This window comes from Spirillospora sp. NPDC052242 (assembly GCF_040679555.1).
Taxonomy (GTDB): Bacteria; Actinomycetota; Actinomycetes; order Streptosporangiales; family Streptosporangiaceae; genus Spirillospora.
The window spans coordinates 78,275-92,246 of record NZ_JBFAUZ010000008.1; the positions used below are offsets into that span (position 1 = coordinate 78,275).

Here is a 13,972-nt window from a genome sequence, read left to right on the forward strand (position 1 = left end):
CGCACGTGTCAGGGCGTGTCTGCTCCCAGCTTGGCGAACCACTCCCGGCCCTCGTCAAGAGCGGTGAGCACGCGCGGTCCGTCGGGCGTGACGGCGAACGTGTGCTCGAAGTGCGCCGAGGCGCGCCCGTCGGTGGTGATAACGGTCCAGCCGTCGTCGAGTTCCACGGTCTGCTTCGTGCCGAGGTTCACCATGGGTTCGACGGCGAAGCACATCCCGGGCCGCAGCACCGGGCCGTGCCCGGGGGCGCCGTGGTTCGGGATGAGCGGGTCCATGTGCATCTCGGTGCCGATGCCGTGCCCCCCGTACCCCTCGACGATGCCGTACGGGCCCTGAGAGCGGACGTACGACTCGACGGCGTGCGACATGTCCGTGAGCCTGGCCCCGGCGACTCCGGCCGCCAGACCGTGCCACAGGGACGTCTCGGTGACGTCCAGCAGCCGCCTCAGGTCGTCGGTGATCTCCCCGACGGGGACGGTGATCGCGGCGTCGCCGTGCCAGCCCTCGACGATCGCGCCGCAGTCGATCGAGATGACGTCGCCCTCGTGCAGCACCTTCCCGGCGCGCGGGATGCCGTGCACGATCTCCTCGTTGACGGACGCGCAGATCGTCCCGGTGAAGCCGTGGTAGCCCTTGAACGACGGGACGCCGCCGTTGTCGCGGATGTGCTCCTCGGCGAGCGCGTCGAGGTCGAGGGTGGTGATCCCCGGCTTGACCGCCTCCCGGAGCAGTTCGAGCGTACGGCCGACCAGCAGGCCGGCGGCCCGCATCAGCTCGATCTGCTCGGCGGTCTTGACCTGGATCGCGGGCCTGCGTCTGAACATCCCTCTCCCATAACGGCGTCGCCGGGACCGCGAGTGCGATCCCGGCGATCGTGCGGCCGCGCGCGGCCCGGCGTCTCCGCCGTCACTTCTCCGACGGGCGGAGCGCGTCCAGCGCGCGAGCGGTTACCTCATCGACCGGGCCGGTGGCGTCGATGCGCACCAGAATGCCCTCGTCTCCATAGAACTGCACGATGGGCGCGGTCTGTTCCTGGTAGACCTCGAGCCGGTGCCGGACGACGTCCTCTTTGTCGTCGTCCCGCTGGAACAGGTGGCCGCCGCAGTCGTCGCAGATGTCGTCCTTCTTGTCGTCGAAGTCGACGTGCCAGATCTTCTGGCACTTGGTGCAGGTGCGCCGGCCCGACAGCCGCCGGACGACCTCCTCCTCGTCGACGACGAGCTCCAGCACGATGTCGAGCCGGACGCCGAACTCGTCGAGGATCTTGTTGAGGGTCTCGGCCTGCGGCACGTTGCGGGGGAAGCCGTCCAGGAGGAAGCCCTCCCGGGCGTCGTCCTCGGCCAGCCGGTCGCGCACCATCGCGATGGTGATCTCGTCGGGGACGAGGTCGCCGCGGTCCATGTACTCCTTGGCCTTGCGGCCGAGGTCGGTGCCGCCGCTCACGTTGGCGCGGAAGATGTCACCTGTCGAGATCTTCGGGATGGACAGATGCGATGCGATGAACTGGGCCTGCGTCCCCTTGCCCGCTCCCGGGGGGCCCACCAGGACGATACGCACTACCGGAGGAAGCCCTCGTAGTGATGCTGCTGGAGTTTGCTCTCGATCTGCTTCACGGTATCCAGTCCGACGCCGACGATGATCAGGATGCTCGCGCCCCCGAAGGCGAACTGCTGTGTGGCGTTCAGGAGTGCGAACGCCACCATCGGGATCAGGGACACGACCCCCAGGTAGAGCGCTCCGGGTGTGGTGATCCGGGTCAGCACGTAGTCGAGGTACTCGGCGGTGGGCCGGCCAGGACGGATACCTGGGATGAAACCACCATACTTCTTCATGTTGTCGGCGACTTCAGTGGGGTTGAAGGTGATGGCGACGTAGAAGTACGTGAAGAAGATGATGAAGGCGAAGAACACCGCCATGTGCCAGGGGTTGTCCTGCTGGAGGTAGGGCTGGGCCTCCTGCAGCCACTTCGTGTCCGGCCACAGCTGCGTCGCCAGCACCGGCAGGTACAGCAGCGACGAGGCGAAGATGATCGGGATGATGCCGGCCTGGTTCACCTTCAGCGGGATGTAGGTCGAGGTGCCGCCGTACATGCGGCGCCCCACCATCCGCTTGGCGTACTGGACGGGGATGCGGCGCTGGGCCTGCTCGACGAACACGACCCCGGCCATGATGGCCAGGCCGACCGCGATGACGAGCGCGAAGACGAACCCGCCCTGCGCCTTGTAGATGCCCCAGAACTGGGCGGGGAAGACCGCGACGACCTGCGTGAAGATCAGGATCGACATGCCGTTGCCGACGCCGCGGTCGGTGATCAGCTCACCGAGCCACATGATCACCGTGGTGCCCGCGACCATCACGATGACCATCGTGATGACCGGGAAGATGCCGGTGTCGTAGAGGATGTCGCCGCTGCCGGAGATGCCCTGGAAGAGCTGTCCGGTGCTGGCCATCGCCACGATGCCGGTGCCCTGCAGGATCGCCAGCGCGACCGTCAGGTACCGGGTGTACTGGGTGATCTTCGTCGTGCCGGACTGGCCCTCCTTCTTCAGGGCCTCCAGTTTCGGGATCACCACCGTCAGCAGCTGCAGGATGATGCTCGCGGTGATGTAGGGCATGATGCCCAGCGCGAAGATCGAGAGCTGCAGCAGCGCCCCGCCGCTGAAGAGGTCGACGAGGCCGTACAACTGGCTGCTGTCCCGGGCCGCATCGGCGGTCTCTCGCAGCACCTGCACGTTCACGTTCGGGGTCGGGATGTTGGACCCCAGCCTGAAGATCAGGATGATGAACAACGTGAAGAGCAGCTTTTTACGCAGGTCAGGCGTACGGAAAGCCCGAGCGAACGCGGTCAGCACCATTCCTCCTGCGCGACTGACGAAATCATGGCCGCCGAGGGGCCGGTTACAGGTCCATGCGATCCGGCGGGGACCGCCGTGTGCAAGCTCACGTTAGCCGCCTCGCCGGTGTGACTCTAACAGCAGATGCGAACGGGGCCGCCCCGCCCGGCGCCCGGACCTCCAGGCCCGCGGCGAAAGGCGATGACGGCCCCCGCATCGAAGGTGTTCCTTCTTACAGCTCGTCCGCGGTTCCACCGGCCGCGGCGATCTTCTCCTTCGCGGAACCGGAGAAGGCGTGCACCTTCACCTGGACCGCGACGGAGATGTCGCCGGTGCCGAGGACCTTGACCGGACGGCCGGAGCGCACCGCGCCCTTCGCCGCCAGGTCCTCCGCCGTGACCTCGCCGCCCTCGGGGTAGAGCGCGGCGAGCTTGTCCAGGTTCACGACCTGGAACTCGACCCGGTTCGGGTTCTTGAAGCCCTTGAGCTTCGGCACCCGGCGGATCAGCGGCATCTGGCCGCCCTCGAACCCGACGGGGACGGTGCTGCGCGCCTTCGTGCCCTTGGTGCCGCGGCCCGCGGTCTTGCCCTTGGACGCCTCGCCGCGGCCCTTGCGGGTCTTCGCGCGGTTGGCGCCGGGGGCCGGACGCAGGTCGTGCAGCTTCAGGGGCGCGCCCTCCGAACCCGAGGCGTTCTTCTCGAGATCAGCCGCCATGGTCAGTCGACCTCCTCGACGGTGACCAGGTGGGCCACCGTCCGGATCATGCCGCGCACCTCGGGGCGGTCCTCACGGACCACGCTCTGCCCGATCTTCTTCAGGCCGAGGGTGCGCAGCGTGTCACGCTGGTTCTGCTTCTCGCTGATCACGGACTTCTTCTGCGTGATCTTCAGCTGGCTCATGACGAGGCGACCTCCGCCCGCGGCTCGCTGCCCGCGGCACGGGCCCGCAGCATGGCCGCCGGAGCGACGTCCTCGATCGGCAGGCCGCGCTTGGCCGCGATCTCCTCGGGACGCTTCAGCGCCTTCAGGCCCGCGATCGTCGCGTGCACGATGTTGATCGCGTTGTCGCTGCCCAGCGACTTGCTCAGCACGTCGTGGATGCCGGCGGCCTCCAGGACGGCGCGGACCGGGCCGCCCGCGATGACACCGGTACCGGGGCTCGCCGGACGCAGCAGGACCTCGCCCGCCGCGTCGCGCGCCTGCACCAGGTGCGGGATGGTGCCCTGGATCCGCGGCACCTTGAAGAAGTGCTTCTTGGCCTCCTCGACGCCCTTGGCGATCGCGGCCGGCACCTCCTTGGCCTTGCCGTAGCCGACGCCGACGGTGCCGTTGCCGTCACCGACGATCACGAGGGCGGTGAAGCTGAAGCGACGCCCGCCCTTGACGACCTTGGCGACCCGGTTGATCGCCACGACCTTCTCGATGTACGACTGGCCCTTGTCGGCGCCACCGCGGCGGTCGTCGCGGCGGCCGTCGCGACGGTCGCCACCCTGACCGCCACCACGCCTCTGCGCTGCCATCAGTGGTTCCTCTTCTCGTTCGTCGTCAGGGCCGTCACAGCTGCAGGCCCCCCTCGCGCGCACCGTCCGCGACAGCGGCGATGCGGCCGTGGTACTTGTTGCCGCCCCGGTCGAACACGACGGCGGAGACGCCGGCCTCCTTCGCACGGGCGGCGACGAGCTCGCCGACCTTGCGGGACTTGGCCGTCTTGTCGCCCGCGTCGGCGCGCAGGTCCGCCTCCATCGTCGACGCGCTGGCCAGCGTGTGGCCCTTGTCGTCGTCGATGACCTGGACGAACACGTGCTGGTTGGAGCGGGTCACGACCAGGCGCGGCCGCGCGGCGGTGCCCACGACCTTCTTGCGGACCCGGAGGTGCCGGCGCCTGCGGGACTTCGCCCGCGCCGACGTGGCCTTCCCGGCCAGGGTCTTGGTGCCTGCCATGACTACTTACCAGCCTTTCCGACCTTGCGGCGGATCTGCTCGCCCTCGTACCGCACGCCCTTGCCCTTGTACGGGTCGGGCTTGCGCAGCTTGCGGATACGGGCGGCGATCTCGCCGACGAGCTGCTTGTCGATGCCCTCGACGGTGAGCTGGGTCGGCTTCTCCACCTTGAAGGTGATGCCCTCCGGGGGCTCGACCGTGATCGGGTGGCTGTAGCCGAGCGAGAACTCCAGGTTCTTGCCCTTGGCCACCACACGGTAACCGACGCCCTGGATGACGAGGGTCTTCTTGTAGCCGTCCGTGACGCCGACCACCATGTTGTTGATCAGCGACCGGGTGAGCCCGTGCAGGCCCCGGACCTTCTGCATGTCGTTCGGCCGGGAGACCGAGATGACGCCGTCCTCGAGGCTGACCTCGATGGGCTCCGCGACGGTGTGCGAGAGCGTGCCCTTCGGTCCCTTGACGGTGACCGCCCGGCCGTCGATGTTCACGTCGACACCGCTGGGCACGGTGATGGGAGAACGTCCGATTCGTGACATTGTTAGATTCCTCCCCTCACCACACGTAGGCGAGGACTTCCCCGCCCACGCCGCGCTTGCCGGCCTGCCGGTCCGTCATGAGACCGGACGACGTCGAGATGATCGCGACGCCGAGTCCGCCCAGGACCTTCGGCAGGTTGTCCTTCTTCGCGTACACGCGCAGACCCGGCTTCGAGACGCGCTTGATGCCGGCGATCGAACGCTCACGGGTCGGGCCGAACTTGAGCTCGATCAGGAGCTTCTTGCCGACCTCGGCGTCCTCCACGCTCCAGCCCGAGATGTAGCCCTCCTGCTGGAGAATCTCGGCGATGTGCGCCTTGATCTTCGAGTACGGCATCGCCACCTGGTCGTGGTACGCCGAATTCGCGTTCCGCAGACGCGTCAACATGTCTGCGATCGGGTCGGTCATCGTCATGGCCTGCTGGCCCTCCTCGCCACGGTTTCCTCGGCCCGGCGCGGGCCGTGGACCTTTGGCGCGGTCGAGGGCACCCCGTTGGGTGCCCGGTGGTTATTACACGCCGGTACCGCTCCCCCTCGCCCCGAGGGGGACGCGGTCACCAGCTGGACTTGGTGATGCCGGGCAGCTCGCCGCGGTGGGCCATCTCCCGGAAGCAGATCCGGCACAGGCCGAACTTCCGGTAGACCGACCGCGGACGCCCGCAGCGCGAGCATCGAGTGTACGCGCGCACCTCGAACTTCGGCTTGCGCGCCGCCTTGGCGATCAGCGACTTCTTCGCCATGCTCAGCTCTCCTTGAAGGGGAAGCCCAGGAGCTTGAGCAGCGCCCGGCCCTCGTCGTCGGTCTTCGCGGTCGTCACGACCGTGATGTCCATGCCCCGCGAGCGGTCGATCTTGTCGGGGTCGACCTCGTGGAACATGACCTGCTCGGTCAGTCCGAAGGTGTAGTTGCCGTTGCCGTCGAACTGCTTCGGCGACAGACCGCGGAAGTCGCGGATACGGGGCAGCGCCGTGGCCAGCAGCCGGTCCAGGAACTCCCACATGCGGTCGCCGCGCAGCGTGGCGTGCGCGCCGATCGGCATGCCCTCGCGCAGCTTGAACTGCGCGATGGACTTGCGGGCCCGGTTCACGGCGGGCTTCTGGCCGGTGATCGCCGACAGGTCGCGGATCGCGCCCTCGATCAGCTTGGCGTCCTTCGCCGCGTCCCCCACGCCCATGTTGACCACGATCTTGGTCAGGCCCGGGATCTGCATGACGTTCTCGTAGCCGAACTGCTCGCGCAGCTGCCCCGCGATCTCCTCGCGGTAGCGCAGCTTGAGCCGCGGCTGCGGAACGGGACGCTCGGTCACGGTCTCAGTCATCGGAAGCAGACTCCTTACCGCCCTTGCCGACCGACTTGGCGCGGCTCTTGTGCGGGCGGGTGACCCGGACCTTGTTGCCGTCCTCGTCGAACGTGTAGCCGATCCGGACGGGCTCGCCCTTCTCGGCGAGCGCGACGTTGCTGACGTGGATCGGAGCCTCGACCTGGACCCGGCCGCTCTCCTTGCCGGCCCGCTGCGCGTCGGCCTTGATGTTCTTGGTGATGATGTTGACGCCCTCGACGACGACCCGGTCCCGGGTGGGGTAGGTGCGCAGCACCTTGCCCGTGGCACCCTTGTCCTTGCCGGCGATGACGACGACCTCGTCGCCCTTGCGGATCTTCATCACAGCACCTCCGGCGCGAGCGAGATGATGCGCATGAACTTCTTCTCGCGCAGTTCGCGGCCCACCGGGCCGAAGATACGGGTGCCCCGGGGGTCGCCGCCGTCCTTGATGAGGACGGCCGCGTTCTCGTCGAAACGGATGTAGGAGCCGTCCGGGCGCCGGCGCTCCTTGCGGGTGCGCACGATGACCGCCTTGACGACATCCCCCTTCTTCACGCCGGCGCCGGGAAGGGCGTCCTTCACCGTCGCGACGATGATGTCGCCGACTCCCGCGTAGCGCCGACCCGAGCCGCCGAGAACCCGGATGCAAAGGATCTCCTTCGCACCCGTGTTGTCGGCGACCTTGAGTCGCGACTCCTGCTGGATCACGTTGACTCCTGTTCGTCACACCGGTTCTGCTCGCTTCGCGGAGCAGCCTGGTGGAACCGGGTAATTACTTGGCCTTCTCGAGGATCTCCACCACGCGCCAGCGCTTGGTGGCCGACAGGGGGCGGGTCTCCATGAGACGGACGCGGTCGCCGACGCCGCACTCGTTGGACTCGTCGTGCGCCTTGTAGTTCTTCGTCCGCCGGATCACCTTGTGGTACTTCGGGTGCTTCACGCGGTCCTCGACGGAGACGACGACCGTACGGTCCATCTTGTCGCTGACCACGAGGCCCTCGAGCACCTTGCGTGAGTTCCGCTGCTTGGTCTGCTCGGTCATTCGTTGCCCTCCACGGCGTCCTCGACCGTGACGATGCCGAGCTCCCGCTCACGCATCACGGTGTAGATGCGAGCGATCTCGCGCTTCACGGTGCGCAGCCGCCCGTGGCTCTCGAGCTGGCCGGTGGCGGCCTGGAAGCGAAGGTTGAACAGCTCCTCCTTCGCCTCCTTGAGCTTGGTGACCAGGACGTCGTCCGGCTCGGTCCGCAGATCTTCGGCGGTAAGACCCTTGGCCATCAGGACTCACCCACCTCTCGCTTCACGATCTTGCACTTCATCGGGAGCTTGTGGATCGCGCGCATCAGCGCGGCCCGAGCGACCTCCTCGTTGGGGTAGGACAGCTCGAACATCACGCGCCCCGGCTTGACGTTGGCCACCCACCACTCGACCGAGCCCTTACCGGAACCCATGCGGGTCTCGGCGGGCTTCTTGGTCAGCGGGCGGTCCGGGAAGATGTTGATCCAGACCTTGCCGCCACGCTTGATGTGACGCGTCATGGCGATACGCGCGGCCTCGATCTGGCGGTTCGTGACGTACGCGCCCTCGACCGCCTGGATGCCGTACTCGCCGAACGTCACCCGCGTGCCGCCCTTGGCCATGCCCCGGCGCTTCGGGTGGTGCTGCTTGCGGTGCTTGACCTTGCGAGGGATCAGCATGGGTTACTTCAGCTCCCCTCACCCTGCGGAGCAGCCTCGGTCGCCTGGGCGGGCTGCTCGGAACTCTGCTTCTGCGCGCCGCCGCGCTCGCCGCCGCGGCCGCCACGGCCGCCACGGCCGCCGCCACGACGCTCGCGCCGCTCCCGGCCACCGCCGGCGGCGCGCTGCTGGGCGGCCTGCTGCTCGCGCTCGGCGCGGGTCTGCGCGGCCTCGCCCTTGTAGATCCACACCTTCACGCCGATGCGGCCGAACGTCGTCCGGGCCTCGTAGAACCCGTAGTCGATGTCGGCGCGCAGCGTGTGCAGCGGCACCTGGCCCTCGCGGTAGAACTCCGACCGCGACATCTCGGCGCCGCCGAGACGGCCGCCGCACTGCACCTTGATGCCCTTGGCGCCCGACTTCATCGCGGACTGGATCGCCTTGCGCATGGCGCGGCGGAACGCGACACGGCTGGACAGCTGCTCGGCCACGCCCTGCGCGACGAGCTGCGCGTCGATCTCGGGGTTCTTCACCTCGAGGATGTTCAGCCGCACCTGCTTGCCGGTCAGCTTCTCCAGGTCGCCCCGGAGGCGCTCGGCCTCCGCACCGCGGCGGCCGATGACGATGCCCGGCCGGGCCGTGTGGATGTTGACCTCGACACGGTCACGGGTCCGCTCGATCTCCACCTTGGAGATGCCCGCCCGGTCCATGCCCTTCTGCAGCATGCGCCGGATCTGGACGTCTTCCTTGACGTAGTCCTTGTAGAGCTTGTCGGCGAACCACACGCTCTTGTGGTCGGTGGTGACGCCGAGACGGAACCCGTGCGGGTTGATCTTCTGACCCACTACCGGGCCCTCCTCGTCTTCTTACCGCCGCCGCCGGCCGAAGCCTCGTCGCGCGACTCCACGACCACGGTGATGTGACTCGTGCGCTTGTTGATGCGGTAAGCCCGGCCCTGGGCGCGGGGACGGAAACGCTTCAGCGTCGGCCCCTCGTCCACCCACGCTCGGCTGACGACCAGCGTGTCCGAGTCGAGCTTGAAGTTGTGCTCGGCGTTGGCGATGGCACTCGCCAGCACCTTGCCCACCGGCTCACTCGCAGCCTGGGGGGCGAACCGCAGCACCGCCTGAGCCTCCGCGGCGGGCAGGCCGCGGATGAGGTCCACCACGCGGCGGGCCTTCCTGGGCGTGACACGGATGTACCGCGCCTGGGCCCTGGCTTCCATCGCTGTCCCTCTCTCCTACGATCTCTGCTCTGCCGCTCAGCCTCGACGGCTACGGCGGTCTTCCTTGACGTGGCTGCGGAACGTCCGCGTCGGCGCGAACTCGCCGAGCTTGTGCCCGACCATGGCGTCGGTGATGAACACCGGGACGTGCTTGCGCCCGTCGTGCACGGCGATCGTGTGCCCGATCATGTCGGGAACGATCATGGAGCGCCGCGACCACGTCTTGATGACGTTCTTGGTGCCCTTCTCGTTCTGGGCGTCCACCTTCTTGATCAGGTGGTCGTCCACGAAGGGGCCCTTCTTGAGGCTACGTGGCATGACGAGCGACTCCTACCGCTTCTTCTTGCTGCGACGACGGACGATCAGCCGGTCGCTCGACTTGTTCGCCTGGCGAGTGCGGCCTTCCTTCTTGCCCTTCGGGTTCACCGGGTGCCGGCCACCGGAGGTCTTGCCCTCACCACCACCGTGCGGGTGGTCGATCGGGTTCATGGCCACACCGCGGACGGTCGGGCGCTTGCCCTTCCACCGCATACGGCCGGCCTTGCCCCAGTTGATGTTCGACTGCTCGGCGTTGCCGACCTGGCCGACCGTCGCGCGGCAGCGCACGTCCACCATCCGCATCTCGCCCGAGGGCATGCGCAGCGTGGCGTACTTGCCCTCCTTGGCCAGCAGCTGGACGCCCGCGCCCGCGCTGCGGGCGAGCTTGGCGCCGCCGCCGGGGCGGAGCTCGATGGCGTGGATGACGGTACCCGTCGGGATGTTGCGCAGCGGGAGGCAGTTGCCCGGCTTGATGTCGGAGCCCGGCCCGTTCTCCACCCGGTCGCCCTGCTTCAGGTCGCGGGGCGCGAGGATGTAGCGCTTCTCGCCGTCCGCGTAGTGCAACAGCGCGATGCGCGCGGTGCGGTTCGGGTCGTACTCGATGTGCGCGACCTTCGCCGGGACGCCGTCCTTGTCGTGCCGGCGGAAGTCGATCACGCGGTACGCGCGCTTGTGCCCGCCGCCCTGGTGCCGGGTGGTGATCCGGCCGTGGTTGTTGCGGCCGCCCTTCTTCGGGAGCGGCTTCAGCAGCGACTTCTCAGGCTCGCGGCGCGTGATCTCGACGAAGTCGGCCACGCTGGAGCCGCGACGACCCGGAGTGGTCGGCTTGTAGTTACGGATGCCCATCTTTTTCGTTCATCCCTTGTCTGCTTCGGGGCCCTAGCCTCTTAGGCCGTGCCGCCGAAGATGTCGATCCGCTCGCCCTCGGCCAGGCTGACGATGGCGCGCTTGGTGTCCTTGCGCTTGCCGTAGCCGTACCGGGTGCGCTTGCGCTTGCCCGAACGGTTGAGGGTGTTCACGTTCGTCACCTTGACGTTGAACACCTCCTCGACGGCCTGCCTGATCTGCGTCTTGTTGGCGTCCGGGCGGACGATGAACGTGTACTTGTTCTCGTCCAGCAGCCCGTAGCTCTTCTCCGAGACGACCGGCGCGATGATGATGTCGCGGGGGTCGGCGATCTTCGCCATGTCCTGCCCCCTCCTTACTTCTTCGCCGCGCGCGAGATGAACTCGTCGTACGCCTTCTGCGTGAAGACGACGTCGTCGTTCACCAGCACGTCGTAGGTGTTGAGCTGGTCGGAGACGAGCAGGTGCACGCTCGGCTCGTTGCGCAGGCTCTTCCAGGTCAGGTCGTCCTCGCGGTCCACGACCACCAGGACGCGCTTGGCCTCGGTGACCGAGCGCAGCGCCGTCAGCGCCGCCTTCGTCTTCGGCGCGTCGCCCTCGATGAGGTGGTCGACCACGTGCACCATGCCGGCGCGGGCGCGGTCGGACAGCGCGCCGCGGAGCGCGGCGGCCTTCATCTTCTTGGGCGTCCGCTGCGAGTAGTCGCGCGGCTGCGGGCCGTGGACGGTGCCGCCGCCGGCGAACTGGGGCGCGCGGGTCGAGCCCTGACGGGCGCGGCCGGTGCCCTTCTGCCGGTACGGCTTCTTGCCACCGCCGCGGACGTCGCCGCGGGTCTTCGTCGCGTGGGTGCCCTGCCGAGCGGCCGCCTCCTGCGCCACCACGACCTGGTGGATCAGCGGGACGCTGGTCTTGGCGTCGAAGATCTCGGCGGGCAGGTCGATGTCGAGCTTGGAGGTCACTTGCCCGTCCCCTTCACTGCGTCGCGGACCAGGACCACGCCGCCGTTGGGACCGGGGACCGCGCCCTTGATGAGCAGCAGGCCCTTCTCCTCGTCGATGGCGTGCACGGTCAGGTTCTGCACGGTCGTCCGGGCGTTGCCGTGCCGTCCCGCCATGCGGAGGCCCTTGAAGACGCGACCGGGGGTCGCGCAGCCGCCGATCGAACCCGGCGAGCGGTGCTTGCGCTGGGTGCCGTGCGAGGCGCCGAGGCCCTTGAAGCCGTGGCGCTTCATGACACCGGCGGTGCCCTTGCCCTTGCTCGTGCCGGTTACGTCGATCTTCTGGCCGGCCTCGAAGACGCTGGCGGTGATCTCCTGGCCGAGTTCCAGCTCGGTGTCGCCCCGGAGCTCGACGAGGTAGCGGCGCGGCGTGACGCCGGCCTTCTCGAAGTGCCCCGCCCGCGGCTTGTTGACCTTGCGCGGGTCGATCTGCCCGTACCCGATCTGGACCGCCGTGTAGCCGTCCTTCTCCTGGGTCTTGAGCTGGGTGACGACACAGGGCCCGGCCTGGACGACGGTCACCGGAACGATCCGGCCCTCATCGTCGAAGACCTGGGTCATGCCGAGCTTCTCGCCCAGGACGCCCTTCCTCTGCGTACTCATTCTCGGTGCGTCCCTCAGAGCTTGATCTCGATGTCAACGCCGGCCGGAAGGTCGAGGCGCATCAGCGAATCGACCGTCTTGGGCGTCGGGTCGATGATGTCGATCAGCCGCTTGTGCGTGCGCATCTCGAAGTGCTCGCGGCTGTCCTTGTACTTGTGCGGCGAGCGGATGACGCAGTACACGTTCTTCTCGGTCGGCAGCGGCACCGGGCCCGCGACCTTGGCGCCAGTCCGCGTCACCGTCTCAACGATCTTCTTCGCGGAGGTGTCGATGACCTCGTGGTCGTAGGCCTTGAGCCGGATGCGGATCTTCTGTCCCGCCATGGTGGCCTCGGTGTCCTTTGCTGTAGTGCCGCTGTTACTTCAGGAGTCGTGACGCGGCGGCCCGGCCGGCAGGCGTGCGCGGCCGGGCCGCCGCATCGACGAGGGGTGTTACTTGATGACCTTCGTGACGCGACCGGAGCCGACGGTCCGGCCACCCTCGCGGATGGCGAACTTCAGGCCCTCCTCCATGGCGACGGGCTGGATCAGCTCGACGCGCATCTCGGTGTTGTCGCTCGGCATGACCATCTCGGTGCCCTCGGGGAGGTTCACCACGCCGGTCACGTCCGTGGTCCGGAAGTAGAACTGCGGACGGTAGTTGTTGAAGAACGGCGTGTGGCGGCCGCCCTCGTCCTTGGACAGGATGTAGACCTGCGCCTCGAACTCGGTGTGCGGGGTGGTCGTGCCCGGCTTGATGACGCACTGGCCGCGCTCGACGTCCTCGCGCTTGGTGCCGCGGAGCAGGAGGCCGACGTTGTCGCCCGCCTGGCCCTGGTCGAGGAGCTTGCGGAACATCTCGACACCGGTGACCGTCGTCTTGGACGAGGCCTCCTTGATGCCGATGATCTCGACTTCCTCGTTGACGTTGATCACGCCGCGCTCGATGCGGCCGGTGACGACGGTGCCGCGACCGGTGATCGAGAAGACGTCCTCGATCGGCATCAGGAACGGCTTGTCGACGTCACGGGTGGGCTCGGGGACGTTCTCGTCCACCGCGCTCATCAGCTCGACGATCGACTGCGTCCACTTCTCCTCGCCCTGCAGGGCCTGGAAGGCGGACACGCGGACGACCGGCAGGTCGTCGCCCGGGAACTCGTACTCCGAGAGCAGCTCGCGGACCTCGAGCTCGACGAGCTCCAGGATCTCCTCGTCGTCGACCATGTCGCACTTGTTCAGGGCGACGACGATGTACGGCACGCCCACCTGGCGGGCGAGCAGCACGTGCTCCTTGGTCTGCGGCATCGGGCCGTCGGTCGCGGCGACCACCAGGATGGCGCCGTCCATCTGCGCCGCACCGGTGATCATGTTCTTCACGTAGTCGGCGTGACCGGGGCAGTCCACGTGGGCGTAGTGCCGGGACTCGGTCTGGTACTCGACGTGCGCGATCGAGATGGTGATGCCCCGCTCGCGCTCCTCCGGCGCCTTGTCGATGTCCTCGAACGGCGTGTAGGGGTTGAGGTCGGGGTACTGCTCGTGGAGCACCTTGGTGATCGCCGCGGTAAGCGTGGTCTTACCGTGGTCGATGTGCCCAATGGTGCCGATGTTCACGTGCGGCTTGGTCCGCTCGAACTTGGCCTTCGCCACTGGTTGCTCCTTGTTGCGATCCTCGGCCGCCTAGACGACCGCTTCGAT

The 13,972-nt window shown here is 67.9% G+C and carries 25 protein-coding genes; all 25 read right to left on the minus strand.

What is annotated here, in order from left to right:
• Positions 1-8: 8 nt before the first annotated feature.
• The 25 genes from map to tuf all read right to left on the minus strand — a co-directional run bounded on the left by map (position 9) and on the right by tuf (position 13,924).
• The gene (gene map, locus AB0L25_RS08795; RefSeq protein ID WP_500170077.1) at positions 9-824 is read right to left on the minus strand and encodes a type I methionyl aminopeptidase; all 816 of its coding nucleotides are present in this window, start codon (positions 822-824) and stop codon (positions 9-11) included.
• Between the two features lie 82 nt (positions 825-906).
• On the minus strand, positions 907-1,557 hold the full coding sequence (locus AB0L25_RS08800) for an adenylate kinase (RefSeq protein ID WP_500170079.1): 651 nt from the start codon (positions 1,555-1,557) through the stop codon (positions 907-909).
• Positions 1,557-2,852: a preprotein translocase subunit SecY gene (gene secY / locus AB0L25_RS08805; protein ID WP_500170288.1), complete on the minus strand. Its 1,296-nt coding sequence runs from the start codon at positions 2,850-2,852 to the stop codon at positions 1,557-1,559. The genes AB0L25_RS08800 and secY overlap by 1 nt, the downstream gene beginning before the upstream one ends.
• Before the next feature lie 214 nt (positions 2,853-3,066).
• On the minus strand, positions 3,067-3,549 hold the full coding sequence (rplO, locus tag AB0L25_RS08810; protein WP_034519599.1) for a 50S ribosomal protein L15: 483 nt from the start codon (positions 3,547-3,549) through the stop codon (positions 3,067-3,069).
• A gap of 2 nt (positions 3,550-3,551) precedes the next feature.
• A complete protein-coding gene (rpmD, locus tag AB0L25_RS08815; protein ID WP_026404064.1) occupies positions 3,552-3,734 on the minus strand; it encodes a 50S ribosomal protein L30 in 183 nt (60 codons plus the stop codon).
• Positions 3,731-4,354: a 30S ribosomal protein S5 gene (gene rpsE / locus AB0L25_RS08820; RefSeq protein WP_075894470.1), complete on the minus strand. Its 624-nt coding sequence runs from the start codon at positions 4,352-4,354 to the stop codon at positions 3,731-3,733. The genes rpmD and rpsE overlap by 4 nt, the downstream gene beginning before the upstream one ends.
• Positions 4,355-4,388: 34 nt before the next feature.
• On the minus strand, positions 4,389-4,775 hold the full coding sequence (gene rplR, locus AB0L25_RS08825) for a 50S ribosomal protein L18 (RefSeq protein WP_500170082.1): 387 nt from the start codon (positions 4,773-4,775) through the stop codon (positions 4,389-4,391).
• A gap of 2 nt (positions 4,776-4,777) precedes the next feature.
• Complete coding sequence (gene rplF, locus AB0L25_RS08830; protein WP_500170083.1) at positions 4,778-5,314, minus strand: 50S ribosomal protein L6; 537 nt, start codon at positions 5,312-5,314, stop codon at positions 4,778-4,780.
• Positions 5,315-5,330: 16 nt separating this feature from the next.
• Positions 5,331-5,729: a 30S ribosomal protein S8 gene (gene rpsH, locus AB0L25_RS08835; protein ID WP_026404060.1), complete on the minus strand. Its 399-nt coding sequence runs from the start codon at positions 5,727-5,729 to the stop codon at positions 5,331-5,333.
• Between the two features lie 139 nt (positions 5,730-5,868).
• A complete protein-coding gene (locus tag AB0L25_RS08840) occupies positions 5,869-6,054 on the minus strand; it encodes a type Z 30S ribosomal protein S14 (RefSeq protein ID WP_500170085.1) in 186 nt (61 codons plus the stop codon).
• 2 nt (positions 6,055-6,056) lie between these two features.
• On the minus strand, positions 6,057-6,632 hold the full coding sequence (gene rplE / locus AB0L25_RS08845) for a 50S ribosomal protein L5 (protein WP_051301106.1): 576 nt from the start codon (positions 6,630-6,632) through the stop codon (positions 6,057-6,059).
• Positions 6,625-6,975, minus strand: coding sequence for a 50S ribosomal protein L24 (rplX, locus tag AB0L25_RS08850; RefSeq protein WP_500170087.1), 351 nt, complete (start codon positions 6,973-6,975; stop codon positions 6,625-6,627). Before rplX ends, rplE begins: the two co-directional genes overlap by 8 nt.
• Complete coding sequence (rplN, locus tag AB0L25_RS08855; RefSeq protein ID WP_026404058.1) at positions 6,975-7,343, minus strand: 50S ribosomal protein L14; 369 nt, start codon at positions 7,341-7,343, stop codon at positions 6,975-6,977. The genes rplX and rplN overlap by 1 nt, the downstream gene beginning before the upstream one ends.
• 64 nt (positions 7,344-7,407) lie before the next feature.
• Positions 7,408-7,677, minus strand: coding sequence for a 30S ribosomal protein S17 (gene rpsQ / locus AB0L25_RS08860; protein WP_500170088.1), 270 nt, complete (start codon positions 7,675-7,677; stop codon positions 7,408-7,410).
• Positions 7,674-7,913 carry a 50S ribosomal protein L29 gene (gene rpmC, locus AB0L25_RS08865; protein ID WP_026404056.1) on the minus strand — a complete coding sequence of 80 codons (240 nt, stop codon included), beginning with the start codon at positions 7,911-7,913 and terminating at the stop codon, positions 7,674-7,676. The genes rpsQ and rpmC overlap by 4 nt, the downstream gene beginning before the upstream one ends.
• On the minus strand, positions 7,913-8,332 hold the full coding sequence (gene rplP / locus AB0L25_RS08870; RefSeq protein ID WP_026404055.1) for a 50S ribosomal protein L16: 420 nt from the start codon (positions 8,330-8,332) through the stop codon (positions 7,913-7,915). Before rplP ends, rpmC begins: the two co-directional genes overlap by 1 nt.
• An 8-nt stretch (positions 8,333-8,340) precedes the next feature.
• Entirely contained in the window at positions 8,341-9,156 is an 816-nt protein-coding gene (gene rpsC / locus AB0L25_RS08875; protein WP_500170091.1) for a 30S ribosomal protein S3, read from the minus strand.
• Positions 9,156-9,536 carry a 50S ribosomal protein L22 gene (gene rplV / locus AB0L25_RS08880; protein WP_026404053.1) on the minus strand — a complete coding sequence of 127 codons (381 nt, stop codon included), beginning with the start codon at positions 9,534-9,536 and terminating at the stop codon, positions 9,156-9,158. Before rplV ends, rpsC begins: the two co-directional genes overlap by 1 nt.
• 36 nt (positions 9,537-9,572) lie before the next feature.
• A complete protein-coding gene (rpsS, locus tag AB0L25_RS08885; protein ID WP_030176138.1) occupies positions 9,573-9,854 on the minus strand; it encodes a 30S ribosomal protein S19 in 282 nt (93 codons plus the stop codon).
• 12 nt (positions 9,855-9,866) lie between these two features.
• Positions 9,867-10,700, minus strand: a complete 834-nt coding sequence (rplB, locus tag AB0L25_RS08890; RefSeq protein ID WP_500170092.1) for a 50S ribosomal protein L2 — start codon at positions 10,698-10,700, stop codon at positions 9,867-9,869.
• 41 nt (positions 10,701-10,741) lie between these two features.
• Positions 10,742-11,041, minus strand: a complete 300-nt coding sequence (rplW, locus tag AB0L25_RS08895) for a 50S ribosomal protein L23 (protein WP_500170094.1) — start codon at positions 11,039-11,041, stop codon at positions 10,742-10,744.
• Between the two features lie 14 nt (positions 11,042-11,055).
• Complete coding sequence (gene rplD / locus AB0L25_RS08900; RefSeq protein ID WP_500170096.1) at positions 11,056-11,658, minus strand: 50S ribosomal protein L4; 603 nt, start codon at positions 11,656-11,658, stop codon at positions 11,056-11,058.
• Positions 11,655-12,299, minus strand: a complete 645-nt coding sequence (rplC, locus tag AB0L25_RS08905; protein ID WP_500170098.1) for a 50S ribosomal protein L3 — start codon at positions 12,297-12,299, stop codon at positions 11,655-11,657. The genes rplD and rplC overlap by 4 nt, the downstream gene beginning before the upstream one ends.
• 14 nt (positions 12,300-12,313) lie before the next feature.
• Entirely contained in the window at positions 12,314-12,622 is a 309-nt protein-coding gene (rpsJ, locus tag AB0L25_RS08910; RefSeq protein ID WP_018657599.1) for a 30S ribosomal protein S10, read from the minus strand.
• 108 nt (positions 12,623-12,730) lie between these two features.
• A complete protein-coding gene (gene tuf / locus AB0L25_RS08915) occupies positions 12,731-13,924 on the minus strand; it encodes an elongation factor Tu (RefSeq protein WP_500170100.1) in 1,194 nt (397 codons plus the stop codon).
• Between the last annotated feature and the right edge of the window lie 48 nt (positions 13,925-13,972).

Bases quoted from the DNA above. Each gene is read 5' to 3' on its own strand.
- rplR (WP_500170082.1), bottom strand. From the start codon at position 4,775: ATGGCAGGCACCAAGACCCTGGCCGGGAAGGCCACGTCGGCGCGGGCG.
- rpsJ (WP_018657599.1), bottom strand. From the start codon at position 12,622: ATGGCGGGACAGAAGATCCGCATCCGGCTCAAGGCCTACGACCACGAG.
- rpmC (WP_026404056.1), bottom strand. From the start codon at position 7,913: ATGGCCAAGGGTCTTACCGCCGAAGATCTGCGGACCGAGCCGGACGAC.
- rpsH (WP_026404060.1), bottom strand. From the start codon at position 5,729: ATGACGATGACCGACCCGATCGCAGACATGTTGACGCGTCTGCGGAAC.
- rpmD (WP_026404064.1), bottom strand. From the start codon at position 3,734: ATGAGCCAGCTGAAGATCACGCAGAAGAAGTCCGTGATCAGCGAGAAG.
- map (WP_500170077.1), bottom strand. From the start codon at position 824: ATGTTCAGACGCAGGCCCGCGATCCAGGTCAAGACCGCCGAGCAGATC.
- rpsE (WP_075894470.1), bottom strand. From the start codon at position 4,354: ATGGCAGCGCAGAGGCGTGGTGGCGGTCAGGGTGGCGACCGTCGCGAC.
- rplP (WP_026404055.1), bottom strand. From the start codon at position 8,332: ATGCTGATCCCTCGCAAGGTCAAGCACCGCAAGCAGCACCACCCGAAG.
- rplB (WP_500170092.1), bottom strand. From the start codon at position 10,700: ATGGGCATCCGTAACTACAAGCCGACCACTCCGGGTCGTCGCGGCTCC.
- rplC (WP_500170098.1), bottom strand. From the start codon at position 12,299: ATGAGTACGCAGAGGAAGGGCGTCCTGGGCGAGAAGCTCGGCATGACC.
- rplE (WP_051301106.1), bottom strand. From the start codon at position 6,632: ATGACTGAGACCGTGACCGAGCGTCCCGTTCCGCAGCCGCGGCTCAAG.
- rplF (WP_500170083.1), bottom strand. From the start codon at position 5,314: ATGTCACGAATCGGACGTTCTCCCATCACCGTGCCCAGCGGTGTCGAC.
- rplV (WP_026404053.1), bottom strand. From the start codon at position 9,536: ATGGAAGCCAGGGCCCAGGCGCGGTACATCCGTGTCACGCCCAGGAAG.
- rplX (WP_500170087.1), bottom strand. From the start codon at position 6,975: ATGAAGATCCGCAAGGGCGACGAGGTCGTCGTCATCGCCGGCAAGGAC.
- rplW (WP_500170094.1), bottom strand. From the start codon at position 11,041: ATGGCGAAGATCGCCGACCCCCGCGACATCATCATCGCGCCGGTCGTC.
- rplO (WP_034519599.1), bottom strand. From the start codon at position 3,549: ATGGCGGCTGATCTCGAGAAGAACGCCTCGGGTTCGGAGGGCGCGCCC.
- rpsS (WP_030176138.1), bottom strand. From the start codon at position 9,854: ATGCCACGTAGCCTCAAGAAGGGCCCCTTCGTGGACGACCACCTGATC.
- AB0L25_RS08840 (WP_500170085.1), bottom strand. From the start codon at position 6,054: ATGGCGAAGAAGTCGCTGATCGCCAAGGCGGCGCGCAAGCCGAAGTTC.
- rpsQ (WP_500170088.1), bottom strand. From the start codon at position 7,677: ATGACCGAGCAGACCAAGCAGCGGAACTCACGCAAGGTGCTCGAGGGC.